A 17405-nucleotide genomic window follows, 5' to 3' on the forward strand; every position below is an offset into this window, starting at 1 on the left:
GCGGCCTTGCCTCCGGGCAAATCTCTATGAACCCCATCCATTTCGAATGCGTCGTGCCCATCCTAAGCGTAACCGACCTTGACGCGAGCCTTCAATACTACAAGGGCAAACTGGGGTTTGTCGAAGACTTCGTCTACCCAGGCAGCTATGCCGGTATCTCAAGAGGCGGCAAGGGAATCATGCTCTGTCAAGGCGGGCAGGGACAGCCCGGGACGTGGGTCTGGTTCGGCGTGAACGACGCACAGGCGCTCTACGAAGAATATGTGCAACGAGGCGCCGACGTCAAGACGCCGCCCTCGAACTACCCTTGGGCGCTGGAGTTCCACGTCCAAGACCCCGATGGCCATGTATTGCGATTCGGCTCGGACGCGATGGATGACCGGCCCTACGATGAGTGGGTCGAATGGTATGCCGATTAGCCTTATCCCCGCTATCCACATAGTCCGGGGATAGCCGCGTGAACGAGCGTGGAGCGTGCCGCGCCTCTACTATTTGTTCACAGTCCCGTTTGTCTTATCCACACTCCCCAAAGAGTTGTCCACATTTCGGTTTCTACGTATTCCCGCCGATCTAACCTCGGATTCTCGCCCGCTCTTGATCTTATCCACATATCCCCGTGCTAACAAAGAATCAGAGTCCTTAATAAAAGGAGGTTGGGATTCTTAAAGGGCTGTGGACGGAGGTCGCCAGATATACTTACTCCGTCATGTGGATCCGGAGCCTTCAGGTCAGGAGCTTCCGAAATCTGAGCGCCGAAGAGTTTTACCCCGACCCTGGACTCAACGTCATTGTTGGTCCAAACGCGCAAGGGAAAACGAATCTCTTGGAGGCGATCTTCTACGCCGGGCGGCTTACTCCATTCCGAGGCTCGCGCGACGCCGATCTCGTGCTCCATGGTCAGTCCGTAGCATGGTTGCTCTGCGCGTACGAGAGGGACGGCTCCCGAGAAGAAATAGAGATTGAGATTCCAACCTCGGGCAGAAGGCGGTGCAAGATCAACGGCTCGCCCGTCCACCGTTTGTCCGATGCCATCGGTCGCCTATCGGTCGTCAGCTTCTGCGCGACCGACCTGGCCATCGTCTCCGGAGAGCCGTCCGATCGTCGCCGGTTCTTAGATGACAACTTGGCCTCGATAAGCCATAAATACCGCTCCGCGATTGAACAGTACAAGCGATGCCTGGAGCAGAGAAACGCGCTCCTTAGAAACTACGCCGAAAATCGAGGGGGATTGGACGATCTGCCCGACTGGGACGCCCAGCTCGGCAAACACGGAGGCCGAGTAATGGCCATCCGACAACTCTTTCTAACCGACCTAAACGGCAGGGCGAGCGCGATCCACCCAGAACTCTCTAACGGAAAGGATCGACTAAAATTGGAGTACCATCCAGCGGTTCAAGAAGGCAGTTCGACCACAGAGGCCGAATGGGCTGATAGATTGTTGCAATCGTTGCAACTGAACGCGAAGGAGGAGCAGCGCAGAGGCATGACCCTTTCTGGCCCTCATCGAGACGACTTTGTTGCCTATGTGGACGATAAAGACGCCCGTAGTTTCGCCTCGCAGGGCCAGCAGCGCACGGCCGCCCTTAGTATAAAGATGGCGCAGATCGGACTGGTCGAAGATCGGCTCAAGCACGCGCCGATCGTGCTGTTAGACGATGTCTTCAGCGACCTAGACCCCAATCGTCGCCAAGACCTTATGAAGTTCTTGGAGGGCCGCGCCCAAACACTGATTACCTGTACCGACCTCGGCTCGTTTAGCGACAAGATACTGGAGCGCGCAAGGATTACGCGCGTATTGGGCGGGAGGCTGATGTCGATTGAAAAAACTTGAAAAAGCAGCCGATGCAAAGTTAGGCGCATTGCGTCGGCTGGGTATCGACAAAGAGTACCTGGACCGAACGGTGGTCGACTCCTGGCCGGACGCCGTCGGACGACAGATCGCTTCGGCTACTCAGGCGAAAAGCCTCGATCGAGGCGAACTGGTCGTCGCCGTCAAGAACAGCGTATGGCTGCAAGAAATCCAGTTCCACCTCCCAGAAATACTCAATCGCCTCAACGCCCTTGCCGGCAGAAAAGCGGTCAAGCGCATAACCCTCAAGATTCTGCCGATACGAACGCGAAAAATCGAGTCCGCGCCCGCGCCCAAAGAACCAAACCACATCGAGGTCGAAATCCCAGACCCGCCCGAGTTCGCTGGCGTACCGACCGATCTTCAGGCGAGTTTGAAACGCGCATGGGTCGGCAATGCGCGACTAAATGCAATCCGGATGGCGATGGGATGGCGAGCCTGTATCGCGTGCGGAGTGCCGCACGATGAGGAGACCCCTTTGTGCGCCGTCTGCCGCGGCTATCGATAAGACTTTTCGAATCGCTGCGCCATCGCCCGGCAACCTGGTCGTTGATAGGGCTCGTTTCGGGTCTTTGCCTGGCCGAAGCCCAGTGGCTGTCCGGCCCGCTGATCGCCGTTCTTTGCCTGGCCTTTTCTCTCGCTCTCAACCCTCGCTGGATCATTCCCGCGGCGCTGCTCGCTCTTGGCTTCTATCGATACTGGTTCGCCGTCGGCCCGGCAGAACTCCCAAGAGGCTCCGTCCAACCACCTATCGTCGCCCAATGCCTGGAGGATGCCGAGCCGACGCGAAACGGCCATCGAGCGCTCGCGAGGGTGTCCGACAGGCACAAGGCCTATCTCTATCTCAACGGGCCATGGGATCGACTGCCCGAGCGCGGACAATGGGTGGAAATTGCACGGCCTCTGACGCCGATCATCCGTACCCGAATGCGCGAGCCGTACCTCCGATTCCTGATCAAGCGCCGAATCGCTTACACCGCCTCGCTCTACCCGGGCGACCTGAAAACCCTCAGCCCGCCCGACTCAGGACTTGCAGCGAGAATGGCCGATTCTCGCCGCGCTTTCCGAACCCGGCTTCGTGCAGCCATGCCGGAAAGAACCGCCGCGGTCGCCGAAGGGGTGATTCTTGGCGCAGGATCCGACTTTCCCAAGCGCGACAGAGAACGCTTCGCCCGATCGGGCCTGGCGCATATGCTCTCGGCTTCTGGCTTGCACGTCGGCGTCGCAGCCCTAATTGTAACGTGGCTGACCGGGCTATTGCCGTGGCCGTTTTGGTCGCGGCGAGCGCTGATCCTAGCCGCCGTCTGGCTCTACGCCGCAATGGCAGGCTTCAACCCGCCCATTGTGCGCGCCGCGATCATGATCTCAGCTTGGGCGATCGCGCCTCTTATCTGGCGCGAGTTCGACGGTCTCTCCGCTCTCGCCTGTGCCGCCGTCGTCTGGCTGATCATCGCCCCAAACGCCCTATGGGAAGCCGGATTTCGACTCTCGTTCGCCGCCATGATCGGGATTCTGCTGCTCTACATCCGCATCAAGCGACCATTGGAGAGTTCCCTAAGACCGCTGCCTTACAAGCCTCGACGTTTCATTGCAGGAGGCGCCGCGGTATCGATGGCCGCCCTGATAGGCCTCCTGCCTGTCCAGGCATCGACCTTTGGGTTCTTTCCCGTCATGTCCATTGCCGCGAATCTTCTGGCCAGCCCGGCCCTGCCCGTCGTCATGTTCGGCGGCGCGATCGCAGCTCTTTGGCCTTGGCTTGGCGGATTGATCGCCGACCTTGGCTCTCGCTGGATCCTTTTTGTCGCAGACCGCCTCGGAGATCCGACGGCGCCCGTTCTGAGCCTGCCCGCACTGCCCGATTGGGCGATCCTCGCCTATCTTGCGCTCTTGCTGGCTCTAGCGCCGGAGCCGGCGACCGAAGACCCATTGGAGTAGAATAGGCCAAAGACAAGAGCGGAACGGCCTGCAATCGCCGCTCGTCTATACATTTGCTAAACCGGAGGTAATGAAAAATGAAAGCGGTCTACGTATCACTGGTCATAGGGCTGTTGCTCGGCGCGGTAACGCTCACGGGTTTCAGCCAATTGGACAAGCTGGTCAAAGGCGCGGGCATCGGCGTGCTGATCGATCGGTCCGGCCCAGAAATCGACAAGTTTGTCAACAATTTAACCGGTACTAAGCCTAACAGCCGATTTGGCACCAAAGTCGTGCCGATCATCTCGTTGGGCAACGGCACCCATGTGGGGGCCGCACAGGTAATGGGCCCGCCTGGAATTGTCAAGACCGTGCGCGCCGTCGGCCAAATCGAAGGCGACTTCTTGGGCAAATCTGTGCGCGTTAAGGGCCTGATCCCGATCACTACCGACAAGCCGGGCAAAAGCGTCGATCGCGTGGCCGGCGTCGGTATTTCGGCCATACTGGATATTCGACTATAGGAAATCCGAGTTATAATCGCATGGTGCGAGGTGCAAAGATGCGGAACGCATTGCTTTGGCTGGTCTGCCTCCTGATTATCGGAGGCGCAGAAGCGCAAGGGCTGAAAGGCCTGGCGAACAAGAGCGAGGGCAAGAAGAGCGAAAGTTCCAACTCGCCTTCCAAGAGTTCGCCTGGTCAAGACAAGAAGCCCGACCTGAACAACAAATCGAGCGCGGGCAGCAACAAGCCGGCCCCGTCCAATCCGAGCCCGCCCGCGCAGGGCCGATCGGAGCCGCGCTCTCAAGAGCTCAACAACAAGTCGAGCGCGGGCGCCAATAGACCCGTTCAGGCCGATGCGCCTCGCACCCCTGCGAGCCCCACCAATCCGAACGGCAAGTTCGAACGAGACACGACCATTCGAACGGGCGATCTGTTCCGAAAGGGCAGCGATCAGCGAACCCAACCCATCGATCCTGTCGACAGATCGTTCAATAGACCCGGGAGCCCGGCAGACGACCAGTACTATCGATTGCGCGATCGAAGCAACGACCCCATGTATTATCCCAGCGAACTATCGACCCGCTTTGACAATCGCCCCGTTCCATCGGGCGGCAATCTGCGCGGCTTGGTAACTCGCGCGGAGCACATCGACCGCAACCGTTGGGAGCCGCACAGAGACTACTGGCGGTCCAAAAACTGGGACTACGGCTACTACTGCTGGGAGCCCGTCGTCCAGCGAGTCTGCTACACGCCCTACTGGTACTACATCACCACGCCCGCCTTTATCCCCTATTGGCGAGTGGTCATATTCGACCGTCCGCTCTATGTGATCTTAGAAACGCCCTTCGTCATTAGTTCGGGCTACTATCTGGAGCGCCCAGCCCGGCAAGAGAGCGTCTACGAGATCATGGTAGGCGACGTCCGCCGAGCCTGGACGCTGCGCGACCCGGACTATCTGGAGCGATACGTGAGGCCCAATAGCTACGTCTCGATCTTCCTGGACGGCCAGTACGCCTATTCGCTCCCCGCCGAGGACTACCTAAACATGACCCAAGATGCGCTTCGTAGCGTCAGAACCTCTCGACTCACCTTCGAGAAGACCTTCAAGCGCGGCAACGACCAGTTCGTCATGTACGGCACGCACGATTACGTCGACGAACAGGGCAACACGCGCCGAGTCTACGTCATGTACGCTTTCCAGCAGGACGGACGTTCCTGGTACCTGATCGACGCCGGCTCGTCCGACCGACCGTGGAAGTAGCGCTCTAGGGCGTCAGACTATAAAGCGCTCGCGGGCAACTACTGGCCCGCGAGCGCTTTTTCTTTGTCTGCCCCGATGAAGTGTATAATCAACCCTACGCCCATGAACGCAAAGCCAATTCCCGCCCCGATATTTTCTAGCAGCGCCGAAGCCCTCGTCTACGGCCGATTTCAAGACGAGCCCCTTAGCGAGAGTCTGACCCAGCTCGACGCCGCGCTGGACGGCGCCATCGGTCAGATGGGCGACAAAGAACTTCCCGGCAAGAAGCACGCTGTAACCGTCCTCACACCTCTCGGTCGAATCTCCGCCAAACGAATCGCCATAGTCGGACTCGGTAAGCAAGCCGACCTAGACCCAAGAACCCTCACCCACGCGGCGACCGTCGCCGTTCGCGAGCTGAAAGACAAGGGCATCGCCGAAGTCGCCATCGATCTCCCGGGCGATCCTCGCTTGATCGTCGAAGGCGCCTACATGGCGCTGTTCGAGCCCGATGCCTATCACAAGGAACGCAAGACGACCACCATCTCGACGCTCTGCTTCGCCAACGCGAACGAATCGGAAGTTGAAAAGGGCCGCATCGTCGGCGAAGCGATCAACTTCTGCCGAACCTTGGTCAACGAGCCTGCAAACAGCCTAACGCCGACCGCTCTGGCCGATCAAGCCCAGCAAGCCGCCGAGCGATCCGGGCTCAGCCTGACGGTGTTGGACGAAGACGACATGCACCGGCTGGGTATGTGCTGTCTGCTCGCTGTCGGTCGCGGATCCGAAAAGCGTGCCAAGCTGATCGTTATGAGCCATCGCCCAAATCCCGACCAGCCCTATAAGCTCGCGCTGGTCGGCAAGGGAGTTACCTTCGACACGGGCGGCATCTCCATCAAACCGACCGAAGGCATGGGAGCCATGAAGGGCGATATGGCCGGCGCGGCCGCAACCATCGCCGCTATGGAGGCCATCGGGCGCCTCAATCTGCCTATAAACGTTCTGGGCGTCGCCCCCGCGGTCGAAAACATGCCCGACGGCGCCGCCTATCGCCCGGGCGACGTGATCAAAGCGATGAACGGCAAAACCGTCGAAATCATCACTACCGATGCCGAAGGCCGCCTTGCCCTCGCCGATGCCCTCACCTTTGCCGCCAGGCAAGGCGCCGAACGAATAGTAGACCTGGCCACCCTCACAGGCGCGGTCGGCATTGCGCTCGGCCCCTATGCTACGGGCGCAATGACCAACAACCCAGAACTGCTCGAACTCGTCCGCTCGGCAGGAGAATCGGTCGGCGAGCGCATTTGGGAACTTCCCGCGTGGGACGACTACTCTCAACTTATCAAAAGCCCCATCGCCGATCTCAAGAACGCCTCTGCCAATCGACGCGCAGGAGCCATTGCCGGCGGCGTCTTCCTAAAGGAGTTCGTCGAGGACCGACCCTGGGTGCATCTTGACATCGCCTCGACAGCGACCGTCGGCGAGCACCAGCCAGGAATGGCCCAAGGACCATCCGGAGTGCCGGTGCGCGCACTAGTGCGACTGGCCGAATCGCTCGTCTAACGATCTAGACATGGGCGCCCTGCACATTGGCGTTGCCGAAATAGACATAACGCCCGAAGAACCCGTCTGGCTGGGAGGCTTCGGCTTCCGCGAAGGACCGTCCATCGGCATTCTCGACCGTCTCGCCGCCCGGTGTCTCACCATCCGCGACGACCGAACCCGCCTTGCGTTCATCGCCTGCGACCTGATCGGCCTCAATCCCAACTTGGTCGACTTTGTGCGCGCTCAGATCGGCAAGAGACAAGGCAGTCCCGATCACCATATCCTCCTCCATTGCACTCACACTCACTCTTCGCCCGCAACGCAGCGCCTGCTGGGCCTCGGTCAGCAGCATCACGGATACGAGCGCGAACTGGCAAAGCGATTGATCATGCTGGCCGACCAGACGATCGAAACCGAAACGCCGGGCAAAATCGCCTTCAGCGAAGGCGAGGCCCGACTCAATATCGTCCGGCGAAAGCCGCACCTTCAGGTCGCTGCTCTAGAGCCGAATCCAGAAGCCTTTGCCGACCCCAACGTCCGCGTCGTCCAGTTTAGCGACGAATCGGGCAAACCCCTGGCAGTGCTCGTCAATTACGCCATGCACCCCGTCGTCCTCGGCCCGGACAATCGTCAGATCTCGGCCGACTATCCATCAGGGCTTTATACGGAGATCCGCAATGCCACGGGCGCCGTTCCTTTCTTTGTCAACGGCTGCGCGGGCGACCTCAACCCCAAAATCAGAGGCGGAGACCCCAAACCGATCGGCGCCGAATTGGCACACGCCGCCCTAAGAGCGCTAGAAATCGCGATCCCAGTGAGCGCCGAAGGCATCTTTGGCGCCAGAGAGTCCGTAGTCGAACTCACCCCGCTCCCGCCGCCGCCCGGCGCGCCCATGCGATTGAGCAACTCCGAACTGCTTCTAGAAGAGGCTGAACGAGGTAACAAGCCGCCCGGGGCGCTAGAGTATTGGCGCGGAGAGGTCGAATACAGGCGCATGGAGGTCGAATGGGACATGCTGGTACCGCCCAATCCGTCCATGCGAGTTGCGTTCTTTCGCGCGGGCGACTTCGCGCTTCTTGGCCTGGCCTGCGAGCCGTTTCAATCCTACGGCATCGACTTTCGGCGGCAATCGCCTTGCCCGGCAACCCTGGTCGCCGGTTACTGCAATGCTTCCATAGGTTATCTCTTCGCTAAATCTGACGCCCCTCTCGGCGGATACGAGGTCAAAACGGCGCCTCAATTCTATGGACAACCCCTCTTAGACCCCGAAAAATGCGAGCAAGAAACGCGCGAAGCCGCGTATACAATAATGGGCGTCGCGCAACCCGACTGGACGCCGCTCAAAGCCTCGCATCTGCCCTAAGAGGCAGGAAGCCGCGCCCATCAGAGCGAAACGGGAACCAACATGAAGCCCATCGGCTCGCTGATCATCAACCCAAACGCGGGCGGCAAACGCGCCGCCAAGCGCTCGGGAGCGCTCGTAACCGCGGCTAACTCAAGGTGGCGAACATTCTTCACATCGGGCTTCGAGGCCGCGGTTCGCCAAACCAAACAGCTCTTTTTGGACGGCGAGCGATGTTGCATCGCGGTAGGCGGCGACGGCGCTCTCAGTAGCGTGCTCAACGGCTTCATGCAGGCCAAACAGAGCGGCCCGATCCACCCGGAAGCCTGCATTGGCGTCATCCCCTTGGGCACGGGCAACGACACTGCGGCGGCGCTCGGCCTCCCGCGCGACCCGCTTGCCAACCTCAGCCGCCTTGAAACGGGGCGCGCTGTGATGCTTGATGTTGCCAAACTGATCCAACCAGACAAGCCCGAACAGTTCTACATCGACATCTGCGGCGTCGGCTTCGACGCCCAAGTCAACGCTAACATGGACGTGCGTTTCAAAAAGCGCTTCGGCCTGGTCGCCTATCTCGCCGCCGTCGCCAAAACGCTCGCCAAGCTCCATCCCATCCATGTGCGGCTAACGCTCGATCAAATCGAATACGAAGCGCCGGTAACCCTCATTGCTATCGCTAACGGCCCCATGTACGGCCGCGGAATGAAAGTCGCGCCACTGGCCAAGTTCAACGACGGCATGTTGGACGTGATCATTGTCGAACAAGTGGGCCGTATAGAACTGGCTGTCAACTTCCCCAAGGTCTTTCGCGGCACGCACCTCTCGCACCCCAAGATTCGAATGATGCGCGCCCGTTCGATCGAGATACAGGTCGATCCGCCCCAACCCCTCAGCGTCGACGGCGAATCGCTGGGTTGCGCTCCCTGCAAGATCGAGGTCATGCCCCGCGGCGTGCCCTTCCTGCTCCCCGATCGCTGCTACTCTAACGCCATCCTCTACGACGAACTGGACGAAACCCCGCCTATCGCGACCCGAGAGCAAGCCGACAGAGCGCCGGCCGAAGTTTAACAAGCGGACGAGCACCCCCGCGAGGCGAAAGACCGGGCCAGGCAGGAGCCTGGCGTTCCGTACTTAGAGACGGTTGATGAAATAAGTTACATCCTAAAACACGATCTCAGTTGCCTCCGCAGGCCGCCGAGACGACCGAATCTTTCGAAGCAGGCCGTCCCGCGTCCTGTGGAGGATGTTGTCAGACCGAGCGCTCGCCGCTGAGCGGCCTTTTGCAAAAATGTAGCACAATTTTGAGTACGAATCAAGCCGGGAGGGCGAGCGTCCCCGCGAGCCCATGCCGTCGGAACGCCAGGCTCCTGCCTGGCCAGGACCCTCCACGTCCGTAGGCGCGGAGGGATGTAAACTCCCTGTGATTCGGCTCGCGAGGACGCTCGCCCTCCCGGGCGGCTCGCCTTGGCGGTCTTCGCGCCCTTTGCGCGAAACCTGCCGTTGCAGCTCTGTCCTGCCCGGCGGGAGCCGGGCGCACCTTCTATAAGCATAACGGCGATGACAGGATGAGAAAGTTAGCCGAAACAGTAACGCGCAACAAAAAGCAGGAATTGAGTCATGGATGGCAAAATCGGGGTTATAATCTAAATCAAGGAGGCGTTGAAATGCGCTATCGTCTTAACGGAACGGAACGGAACGGCTCTCTGTGCGCCGAACCGACTTCCGCGCCGATCCCGCTCAACTCTACCGACACGGAGGCGAATTAGCCTGACCGCCCTTTCCTTCGTGCTCGCCTCGACCCTTTTTCAGCAATCCCCCGCCCAGCCCCATTACAGCCAGACCGGCAATTGGGAGTACCTGACCGCCAGTACCGACTATCGCGTTCGGTGGCGAAACGACATCCTGAGTAGCCCGTATCAGGATCCGAAGTCGAGTTACAACGGCGGCGATCGGATCGACATCTACGACACCTACGGCATCCATGCGGCGGTGTTGCCCACCAAGGTCTATTTCCCCAATCTGGATCCGGTCGGCGTTCGGGGGACGGTCATGCTATGGGGCAACGGCACCGGGTACACGTTTCCCGAACCACCCATTAACGATCCCCGCACCTACAACTATTCCTACTCATCCTTTCTGCTCTGGAACCCTTTGCTCCACGGCAACGGGTCGGCCGATCGGCTGTTGTTCGGTTTTGTGGGCTACACCAAAGATCCGGACACGACGACGACATCCGTTCGCTACATGGACGTTGCGAACATCTTCTGTTCCGGGCACTCCTTTATGCCGGACGGCAAGCTCTGCGTGTCGGGCGGCAGCCACTATTGGAAGGAGAACGCGACTGCTCCAACAGAAGTTCACGGCACCAGGGCCTGCTATCTATTCGACAGCGCCCAATGGAGAAACGCTGACGGCCAGCCTGCGCACAACGGCTGGTCGCTGCCGCTTGGTCCCTATGGGTCTCATCCTTCGCAGCGCATTGGCATGGGCGTTCGCCGCTGGTACCCTTCGACCTTGCTCTTGCCGGACAAGAAGATGCTGATCGCAGGCGGCACCACCCAGGCAGAAGCGAATCGCCTGTGCACTCATCCGGATGGCCTCAACACCACCTACCAGATCTACGATCCAGACGCGAACGCGTTTTCAACCTACAACCTCAACGTCGTAGGAGGGTGCGACGGCCATGCCGCTTGGTACAACTTTGACGAGGCGGATCAGCGCTTTACGCTCGGCAACGAGTACCCGCGTCTGCACGGCGCGACGTGGGCAACGGGCAGCCCGCCCAATCAGACACTCCATTATCGCGCGGTCTATGCGGGGCCCGATTCGAGGGTCTATCTTTTTGACCCCGCGGCGCCCTCTTCTGGATGGGCGCTCCGTTCGGTAGCGCCCGGTTCGGCGTTCGACAATGTTGTGGATGCCGAGGAGATGTTTCGGATAGCCGCCGCCGGTCAATACGCACAAGACGACAAGAGAGACCTGAACAAGGACGGCTGGATCGATGCGGCCGACCTGACCATCGCCCTGTGGAACCTGGGAAGGCAGGGGGACTAAGAGACAGACGCGGCCGGACCCGAAGGCTCCGGCCGCGCATCTCCAAGACAGACATTTTTAGGAGCCTTGAAATGAAGACCATAGCAACCGTCGTAGCGGTATTGTCAAGCCTTTGCGCTTCCGTAGCCCAGATGCAACTGCTCTGGGATCGGGAATATAGCTGGCCGACCAGCGTTCGCTACATTGCCGATGCCCGAACTCAAGTCAGCGAAGGCGTTTTGATGATAGGCCAACCATTTACGGAGCCCGGTAGAGCTTATGCGCGAGCAATTGACAGTAACGGCCAAGTTGTCAGCACATTGCTCATATTTGCAAGCGATGATTTTATTGACTTGATTGCGTTGCATCCGATCGATCATGGGCTTGCGTTCGTGCAGTGCTCAATTTGCCGCACGTCATGGACCAGCGGCTTCAATCTGTTTATGCTGACCTCGTCTCAGGTTATGGTGTCGATTAGTCAAAGCGGTTATTACCGCCGCGGCCAATTGCAACAAGACGGCTCTCTGGTCGTGGGCGGACTCGGTCCGCAGGGCACGACGAATCAGTGGACGATCGACCGCTGGCGATGGGGTCAGACCGAACCGGACTGGTCGACCACGATCACCGCGCCCATGTCTGGCGGTGCGCTATCGCCCGAGTTTCCTTCCAACATGCGGACGAACCTTCTTGATACGATCAACCCGACAGCCTTTCTGCGCCAGACCGACTTCTCGGGTCAAGCCTTTTGGTTCTCCTTAACGCCCGACGGCCAAACCATCTGGACGCAAAACGTGCCCGTTGGCATGTACTTGGACAACGTGATCGACGAGGAGGGCAACCGGTACATCGCTTATCACCGCACGGCGCCGGACGGCGGCTACTCCTTCTGGTGGACTCTGCTCAAGTCCAGTCCGACGGGCCAAATCCTCTGGGACAGGGATATCGGGCTGATCAACGGGTTAGGCAACGGACTGCTCGCTAGTCCGAAAGCCGGTCGTCCATGGCTGTGGATCAAGCCTACGGATCAGACGTTCCGCATCCACATTCTCGACCCTGCCGACGGATCGTCGTTGAGAGTTGTTAGGTATGACGCGCCCGACCAGCGTACGGTGGCAGGGGGCATATACTATGACTATTATGGATCGCCATATTTGCTGTGGGGCATGTATGGCGCTCCACCGAGATACGAGTCCCACCTGCACAAGTTAGACGAGGACGGGAATCTCGTTTGGGGCATAGAAGTGACAGATCTGGTACCCGAGAGTTTTCACCAAGTTATCTTTGACTCCCAGAACAATCTCTACCTGATCGGCCCGAGCCGCATTCAGAAGTGGCGGATTCTCGCCGTCTTTGTGGAGGGGGATGCGAGCGGGGATGGCTGCATCGACGACAAAGACCTGGCGATGACGCTCGAAGCGTTCGGAACCAACGACCCGTTCGCCGACTTCGACTCCAACGGCATCGTAGACGACCGAGATTTAGAGCGCGTCTTAAGGAACTTTGGATTGGGGTGCGCGGGGTAGAGGGGTCGTCCGGAACGCCAGGCTTCTGCCTGGCCCAGCCCCCTCGCACGCTCAGAACGCCGCCCCCTGCCTGGCCGTAAGCTCCGTTAGCCCCTGCACAAAGCCGCTCCCGGGCAGTCCGCCTTTTACGAACGGGATTTTTTCAAAATGTAGCACAATTTTGAGCACGAATCAAGCCGGGAGGGCGAGCGTCCCCGCGAGCCCATGCCGTCGGAACGCCAGGCTCCAGCCTGGCCAGGACCCTCCACGTCCGCAGGCGCGGAGGGATGTAAACTCCCTGCGATTCGGCTCGCGGGGCCGCTCGCCCTCCCGGGCGGCCCCGTTTCGTCTGCCAGGCGGGAGCCTGGCGTTCCGACTGGAGCGCCGTCCTTTCGATCGGTCTGCCTTGACTTTGAACCTCTCTATCGTTCAAAATCAGGCGCGAACATGGTTTCCGATTACGCCGCTGTCCTTATGCTGTTCGCCATCGGTGCTGTTATCGCCTTGGTCATGGTGGTCGGCTCCTGGTTGCTCGGCCCAAAACGCCCAACGCTGGCCAAACGTTCGATCTATGAATGTGGCGTTACACCTGTGGGCGGCGCCCGAGAGCGCTTCCCTATTCATTTCTATCTGGTGGCCATGCTTTTCATCATCTTCGATGTCGAATCGATCTTCCTTTTCCCATGGTTCGTGATGTTTAGAGGCGCAGAGACCGATCTACAGCGATTCAGCTTTATCGAAGTCTCCGTTTTCTTGCTGTTTGTGGTCGTCGGCTATGTTTACGTCCTCTACAAAGGCGCGCTGGATTGGGAACGGCCTACCACGCGCCAAAGAGCAAAGGGCGCGCCGGCCATCGACGACCGAAGACCTGCGGGAGAGGCGCTGCCCGTTCGATAAGATGCCAAAGCCCTTCGCTCCTGATGGCCAACGTTTAGAAATCGCCAAGATTCAGGCTGCCTATCCCGATGCCATCGATCGAATCTACGAGTTTCGAGGCGAAACCTGGATCTATGTCAAGAAGGAGCGCCTGCTCGATGTCGGCCGACTGCTTCGAGACGACCCAGAACTCCGATACGCATATTTCTCCGACGCTTTAGGCTTGGATTGGCTCCATCAATGGGAGGCTGGCGAGAAGGCCAAGCGATTCGAGGTGGTCTACACGCTCTACTCCCACCTTCACTTTTGCAACACCTTTCTTAAGGTCGAGGCTGACGAGAACGAGCCGATTCCCTCGCTGACAGCCGTCTGGGAAGGCGCTAACTGGCCAGAGCGCGAGACCTTTGACCTGTACGGCATCCAGTTCGAAGGCCACCCCGATCTCAAGCGCATCCTCTTGCCGGACGATTGGGTCGGCTTCCCGTTGCGAAAGGACTTCCCCTTGGGCGGAGAGGAGATACCTTTTGCCCAGGGGAGTTGGGGGCCGTCGATCGAGGCAATGACGCACCCCCACGCGGGCGATTCGTTCGAGGGCCGCACCGGTACCGAAGAAGTAAGCGGGAGGTAGCGAGCTAGCGGGGGAGCGGTTCGGCGCCCTCTTGTAGGATTTCGACGTATCGATCATAGAGATAGAAGGTGCTTCTGCCGCGCACCATAGCTAAGCTGAGGATGCTTGCTTCTTGCAACCGCTTAATCGCTTTGAGCGCCGTAACCTTTGTAACCCTCATTTCCTTTTGAGCAATGACTGGAGTTACCAGGGGCTGGCGCTGAAGCAGCTCGAACAGCCGGAGTGTTGCCGACGACTTTGAATGGTCTTGTCGAATTCTCTCTTGATCCGCTACAAAAAGCGAACGAATTCTCTTGATCGCGTCGACTGTATGTTCGGCAGTCTCCACGATCCCGCGAAGAAAAAACACCAGCCAACTCTCCCAGTCGCCGGTCTCACGAACAGACTGAAGGTGGCTGTAATAGATGTCGCGGTTCTTTTTGAAATAGAGGCTGAGATACAACACAGGGCTCGAGAACGCTCGTTCGCGCAACAGAATGAGCGAGATCAACATTCTGCCGAGCCTGCCGTTTCCATCCAAGTAAGGATGGATCGATTCGAACTGTAGATGAGCCAGCGCCGCTTTAATGAGAGGCGGAGTTCGGTCAGGGACGTCGTGAATAAACTTCTCAAGTTCGTTGATCATCGGACCAATTTCCGTATGGGGCGGCGGCGTATAGACAGCATCCGAAGGCATCGTGCCGCCGATCCAGTTTTGCGATGAGCGAACCTCGCCCGGCTGACGGTTGTTGCCCCTGCCGGATCTGAGCAGAATCGCGTGAAGGTCGTTAAGAAGACGCAACGTAATCGGGTCGCCTTCTTTAATTCTCCTGATTCCCTCGGTCTGGGCTTCGATATAGTTGGAGACTTCCTTAACATCGTCGTTCGGCGGTCTGCCCAAACTGGTTTCAAACATCAAGACATCAGAAAAGGTCGACTGAGTCCCCTCAATCTGCGAAGACAATAGAGCTTCTTTGAACACCATCTGTCTCAGATACATTTTGGGATTGGGTATTAGGTCGGAGATGATGTCAAGACGGCCGAGCGATCTATCGGCATCGCCCAACAACTCGAGCAGTTTCGCGTCGATTCTCAAAGGTGGATTTGGCGGCAAAGGCAAAGGCAGAAAAGCCCGGTATCGTGCTTCGCCTTGGCCAACATATCGATACTCGCCTTGAGTTCCGCGTTTCAAGATGGTATAGCCGACTATCCCTATCCCCTCGAATGGTACAGTTTTCGTTCCAAGATTATACCATTCGGCCGGAATGGTATCGTGGACTATACCATTCGTCGCCATTGGTATAGTCCACGGCTCAAAACTATACCGTTCAAATCCCAGCCTAACCCTCAGTGCGCCCCGCGCCGATAATCTGACCTGGCTATGATACGAGGCATTCATATCGCCGCCGAAGGGATGATCGCGCGGCAAAACGCACAGGACGTGATCGCTAACAACATCGCCAACGCCAACACCAGCGGCTTCAAAGCCGACCGACCCGTCTTCTCGGTCGCCCTCAATCGCTCGGTCAATCGGCGAGAGGGCGATCAAACCCAGACGATCGGTTCCTTGGCCTTTGGCTCTCGAGCCGGATCGGCGCACACTGCCAATGAACAAGGCGCTTTGATGACTACGGGCAATCCATTGGACTTCGCTATTTCGGGCCCGGGCTATTTTGTAGTCGAAACGCCCCAAGGCGAGCGCTACACTCGCAACGGCAGCTTCATGCTCGATGCGGAAGGCAGGCTGGTCGATAAGCACGGCCATCCGGTCAAGGGCGAACAAGGCGAGATTACAATCCCTGCCGGCAAGCCGATTACCGTTGCGGCAGACGGAACTATCAGCGTTGAAGGGCAAACCATCGACAAGATTCAAATAGTGGACGGGAATCTGCGGAAGAACGACCAGGGCCGATTCGTCGGTCAAGTTCAGCCGGTCGAATCGCCGATAATCGCACAGGGCGCCTTAGAGGCGTCCAACGTGTCAGTCGTCAAAGAAATGATCTCGATGATCGAGAACTTCCGAGCCTTCGAAGCCAGCCAGAAAGTCCTCAAGGCGCACGACGATGCCTTGGGTCTGGCGGTTAACGAACTGGCTAAGCTCTAAAAACAGAACGAACGGACGCACCAGGCGCGGCTATGGAGAGCCAGCATCTCTCTTTGGCTGCGCCTATTTTTTACATAACGACGGAGGCAAACCGAATGTTAAGAGCCTTGCACACCGCCGCGACGGGCATGAGCGCCCAGCAGATGAACATCGACACCATTGCCAACAATTTGGCGAACGTCAATACCAGCGGATTTAAGAAGCAGCGCGTCGACTTTGAGGACCTTCTGTATCAAACGGTGCGTCCAGCTGGCGCCAGCACTGCGGCAGGCGCGCAATCGCCGACCGGCATACAGATCGGATTGGGCGTCAAGCCGGCGGCCACCTATGGCGTTTTCTCTCCCGGGGCAATCCAAACCACAGGCAACCCTTTAGATATGGCTATCGAGGGGGAGGGATTCTTCAAGATTCTGTTGCCGGACGGTTCCTCAGGTTACACCCGCGACGGAAGTTTCAAGATCGACGGTCAAGGGCGTTTGGTTACAGCCTCCGGCTACGCGGTCGAACCGGAGATTCTCATCCCCGCAGATGCCATCGAGATCACTATAGGCCGAGACGGCAATGTGGCGGCTCGGCGCGGCGGCGAGAACGAGTTTCAAGAATTGGGCACATTGACTATCGCGAGGTTTGTGAATCCGGCGGGTCTGCAGCGCGTCGGGCAAAACCTCTATCGAGCGACGCCCGCTTCGGGCGAGCCGGTCGAAGGCGCCCCAGGAACCAATGGCATCGGACAGGTCAGCCAAGGCACGCTGGAGTTCTCCAACGTACAAGTGGTCGAGGAGATGGTCAACCTGATCATGGCGCAGCGAGCCTACGAGGTCAACTCTCGATCCATCCAGACGGCAGACGACATGCTGGCCGTTGCCAAGGACATCAAGCGATAAGGAGACAG

Annotated in this window: 16 protein-coding genes; 15 read left to right on the plus strand and 1 reads right to left on the minus strand. The window is 58.8% G+C overall.

What is annotated here, in order from left to right; translation table 11 throughout:
- The first annotated feature begins 26 nt into the window (after window positions 1-26).
- The 13 genes from HUU60_02445 to HUU60_02505 all read left to right on the plus strand — a co-directional run bounded on the left by HUU60_02445 (window position 27) and on the right by HUU60_02505 (window position 14430).
- Window positions 27-419, plus strand: a complete 393-nt coding sequence (locus HUU60_02445) for a VOC family protein (protein NUL81567.1) — start codon at window positions 27-29, stop codon at window positions 417-419.
- 287 nt (window positions 420-706) lie between these two features.
- Window positions 707-1831 carry a DNA replication/repair protein RecF gene (gene recF / locus HUU60_02450; GenBank protein NUL81568.1) on the plus strand — a complete coding sequence of 375 codons (1125 nt, stop codon included), beginning with the start codon at window positions 707-709 and terminating at the stop codon, window positions 1829-1831.
- Window positions 1818-2357 carry a DUF721 domain-containing protein gene (locus tag HUU60_02455; protein NUL81569.1) on the plus strand — a complete coding sequence of 180 codons (540 nt, stop codon included), beginning with the start codon at window positions 1818-1820 and terminating at the stop codon, window positions 2355-2357. Before recF ends, HUU60_02455 begins: the two co-directional genes overlap by 14 nt.
- Window positions 2330-3784: a ComEC/Rec2 family competence protein gene (locus tag HUU60_02460; GenBank protein ID NUL81570.1), complete on the plus strand. Its 1455-nt coding sequence runs from the start codon at window positions 2330-2332 to the stop codon at window positions 3782-3784. The genes HUU60_02455 and HUU60_02460 overlap by 28 nt, the downstream gene beginning before the upstream one ends.
- 77 nt (window positions 3785-3861) lie before the next feature.
- Entirely contained in the window at window positions 3862-4284 is a 423-nt protein-coding gene (locus HUU60_02465; protein ID NUL81571.1) for a hypothetical protein, read from the plus strand.
- A 38-nt stretch (window positions 4285-4322) separates the two neighbouring features.
- Window positions 4323-5525, plus strand: coding sequence for a hypothetical protein (locus tag HUU60_02470; GenBank protein NUL81572.1), 1203 nt, complete (start codon window positions 4323-4325; stop codon window positions 5523-5525).
- Window positions 5526-5627: 102 nt separating this feature from the next.
- Window positions 5628-7067 carry a leucyl aminopeptidase gene (locus tag HUU60_02475; GenBank protein NUL81573.1) on the plus strand — a complete coding sequence of 480 codons (1440 nt, stop codon included), beginning with the start codon at window positions 5628-5630 and terminating at the stop codon, window positions 7065-7067.
- Between the two features lie 10 nt (window positions 7068-7077).
- Window positions 7078-8412, plus strand: coding sequence for a neutral/alkaline non-lysosomal ceramidase N-terminal domain-containing protein (locus HUU60_02480; GenBank protein ID NUL81574.1), 1335 nt, complete (start codon window positions 7078-7080; stop codon window positions 8410-8412).
- Window positions 8413-8454: 42 nt separating this feature from the next.
- Window positions 8455-9459 (plus strand): diacylglycerol kinase family lipid kinase, encoded by a 1005-nt coding sequence (locus tag HUU60_02485; protein ID NUL81575.1) that lies wholly within the window; start codon window positions 8455-8457, stop codon window positions 9457-9459.
- 717 nt (window positions 9460-10176) lie between these two features.
- Complete coding sequence (locus HUU60_02490) at window positions 10177-11445, plus strand: hypothetical protein (GenBank protein ID NUL81576.1); 1269 nt, start codon at window positions 10177-10179, stop codon at window positions 11443-11445.
- Window positions 11446-11516: 71 nt separating this feature from the next.
- Window positions 11517-12947: a hypothetical protein gene (locus HUU60_02495; protein ID NUL81577.1), complete on the plus strand. Its 1431-nt coding sequence runs from the start codon at window positions 11517-11519 to the stop codon at window positions 12945-12947.
- Window positions 12948-13373: 426 nt separating this feature from the next.
- Complete coding sequence (gene ndhC, locus HUU60_02500) at window positions 13374-13823, plus strand: NADH-quinone oxidoreductase subunit A (GenBank protein ID NUL81578.1); 450 nt, start codon at window positions 13374-13376, stop codon at window positions 13821-13823.
- 1 nt (window position 13824) lies between these two features.
- A complete protein-coding gene (locus HUU60_02505; GenBank protein ID NUL81579.1) occupies window positions 13825-14430 on the plus strand; it encodes an NADH-quinone oxidoreductase subunit C in 606 nt (201 codons plus the stop codon).
- A gap of 4 nt (window positions 14431-14434) precedes the next feature.
- On the opposite strand, the gene HUU60_02510 is transcribed toward HUU60_02505, so the two are convergent.
- A complete protein-coding gene (locus tag HUU60_02510; protein NUL81580.1) occupies window positions 14435-15601 on the minus strand; it encodes a Fic family protein in 1167 nt (388 codons plus the stop codon).
- 189 nt (window positions 15602-15790) lie between these two features.
- On the opposite strand from HUU60_02510, the gene flgF reads away from it, so the two are divergent.
- Window positions 15791-16513, plus strand: a complete 723-nt coding sequence (gene flgF, locus HUU60_02515) for a flagellar basal-body rod protein FlgF (GenBank protein ID NUL81581.1) — start codon at window positions 15791-15793, stop codon at window positions 16511-16513.
- Between the two features lie 95 nt (window positions 16514-16608).
- Window positions 16609-17397 carry a flagellar basal-body rod protein FlgG gene (flgG, locus tag HUU60_02520; protein NUL81582.1) on the plus strand — a complete coding sequence of 263 codons (789 nt, stop codon included), beginning with the start codon at window positions 16609-16611 and terminating at the stop codon, window positions 17395-17397.
- Window positions 17398-17405 lie beyond the last annotated feature (8 nt).

This window comes from Armatimonadota bacterium, assembly GCA_013359125.1.
In the GTDB taxonomy this organism is placed as follows: domain Bacteria; phylum Armatimonadota; class Fimbriimonadia; order Fimbriimonadales; family GBS-DC; genus JABWCR01.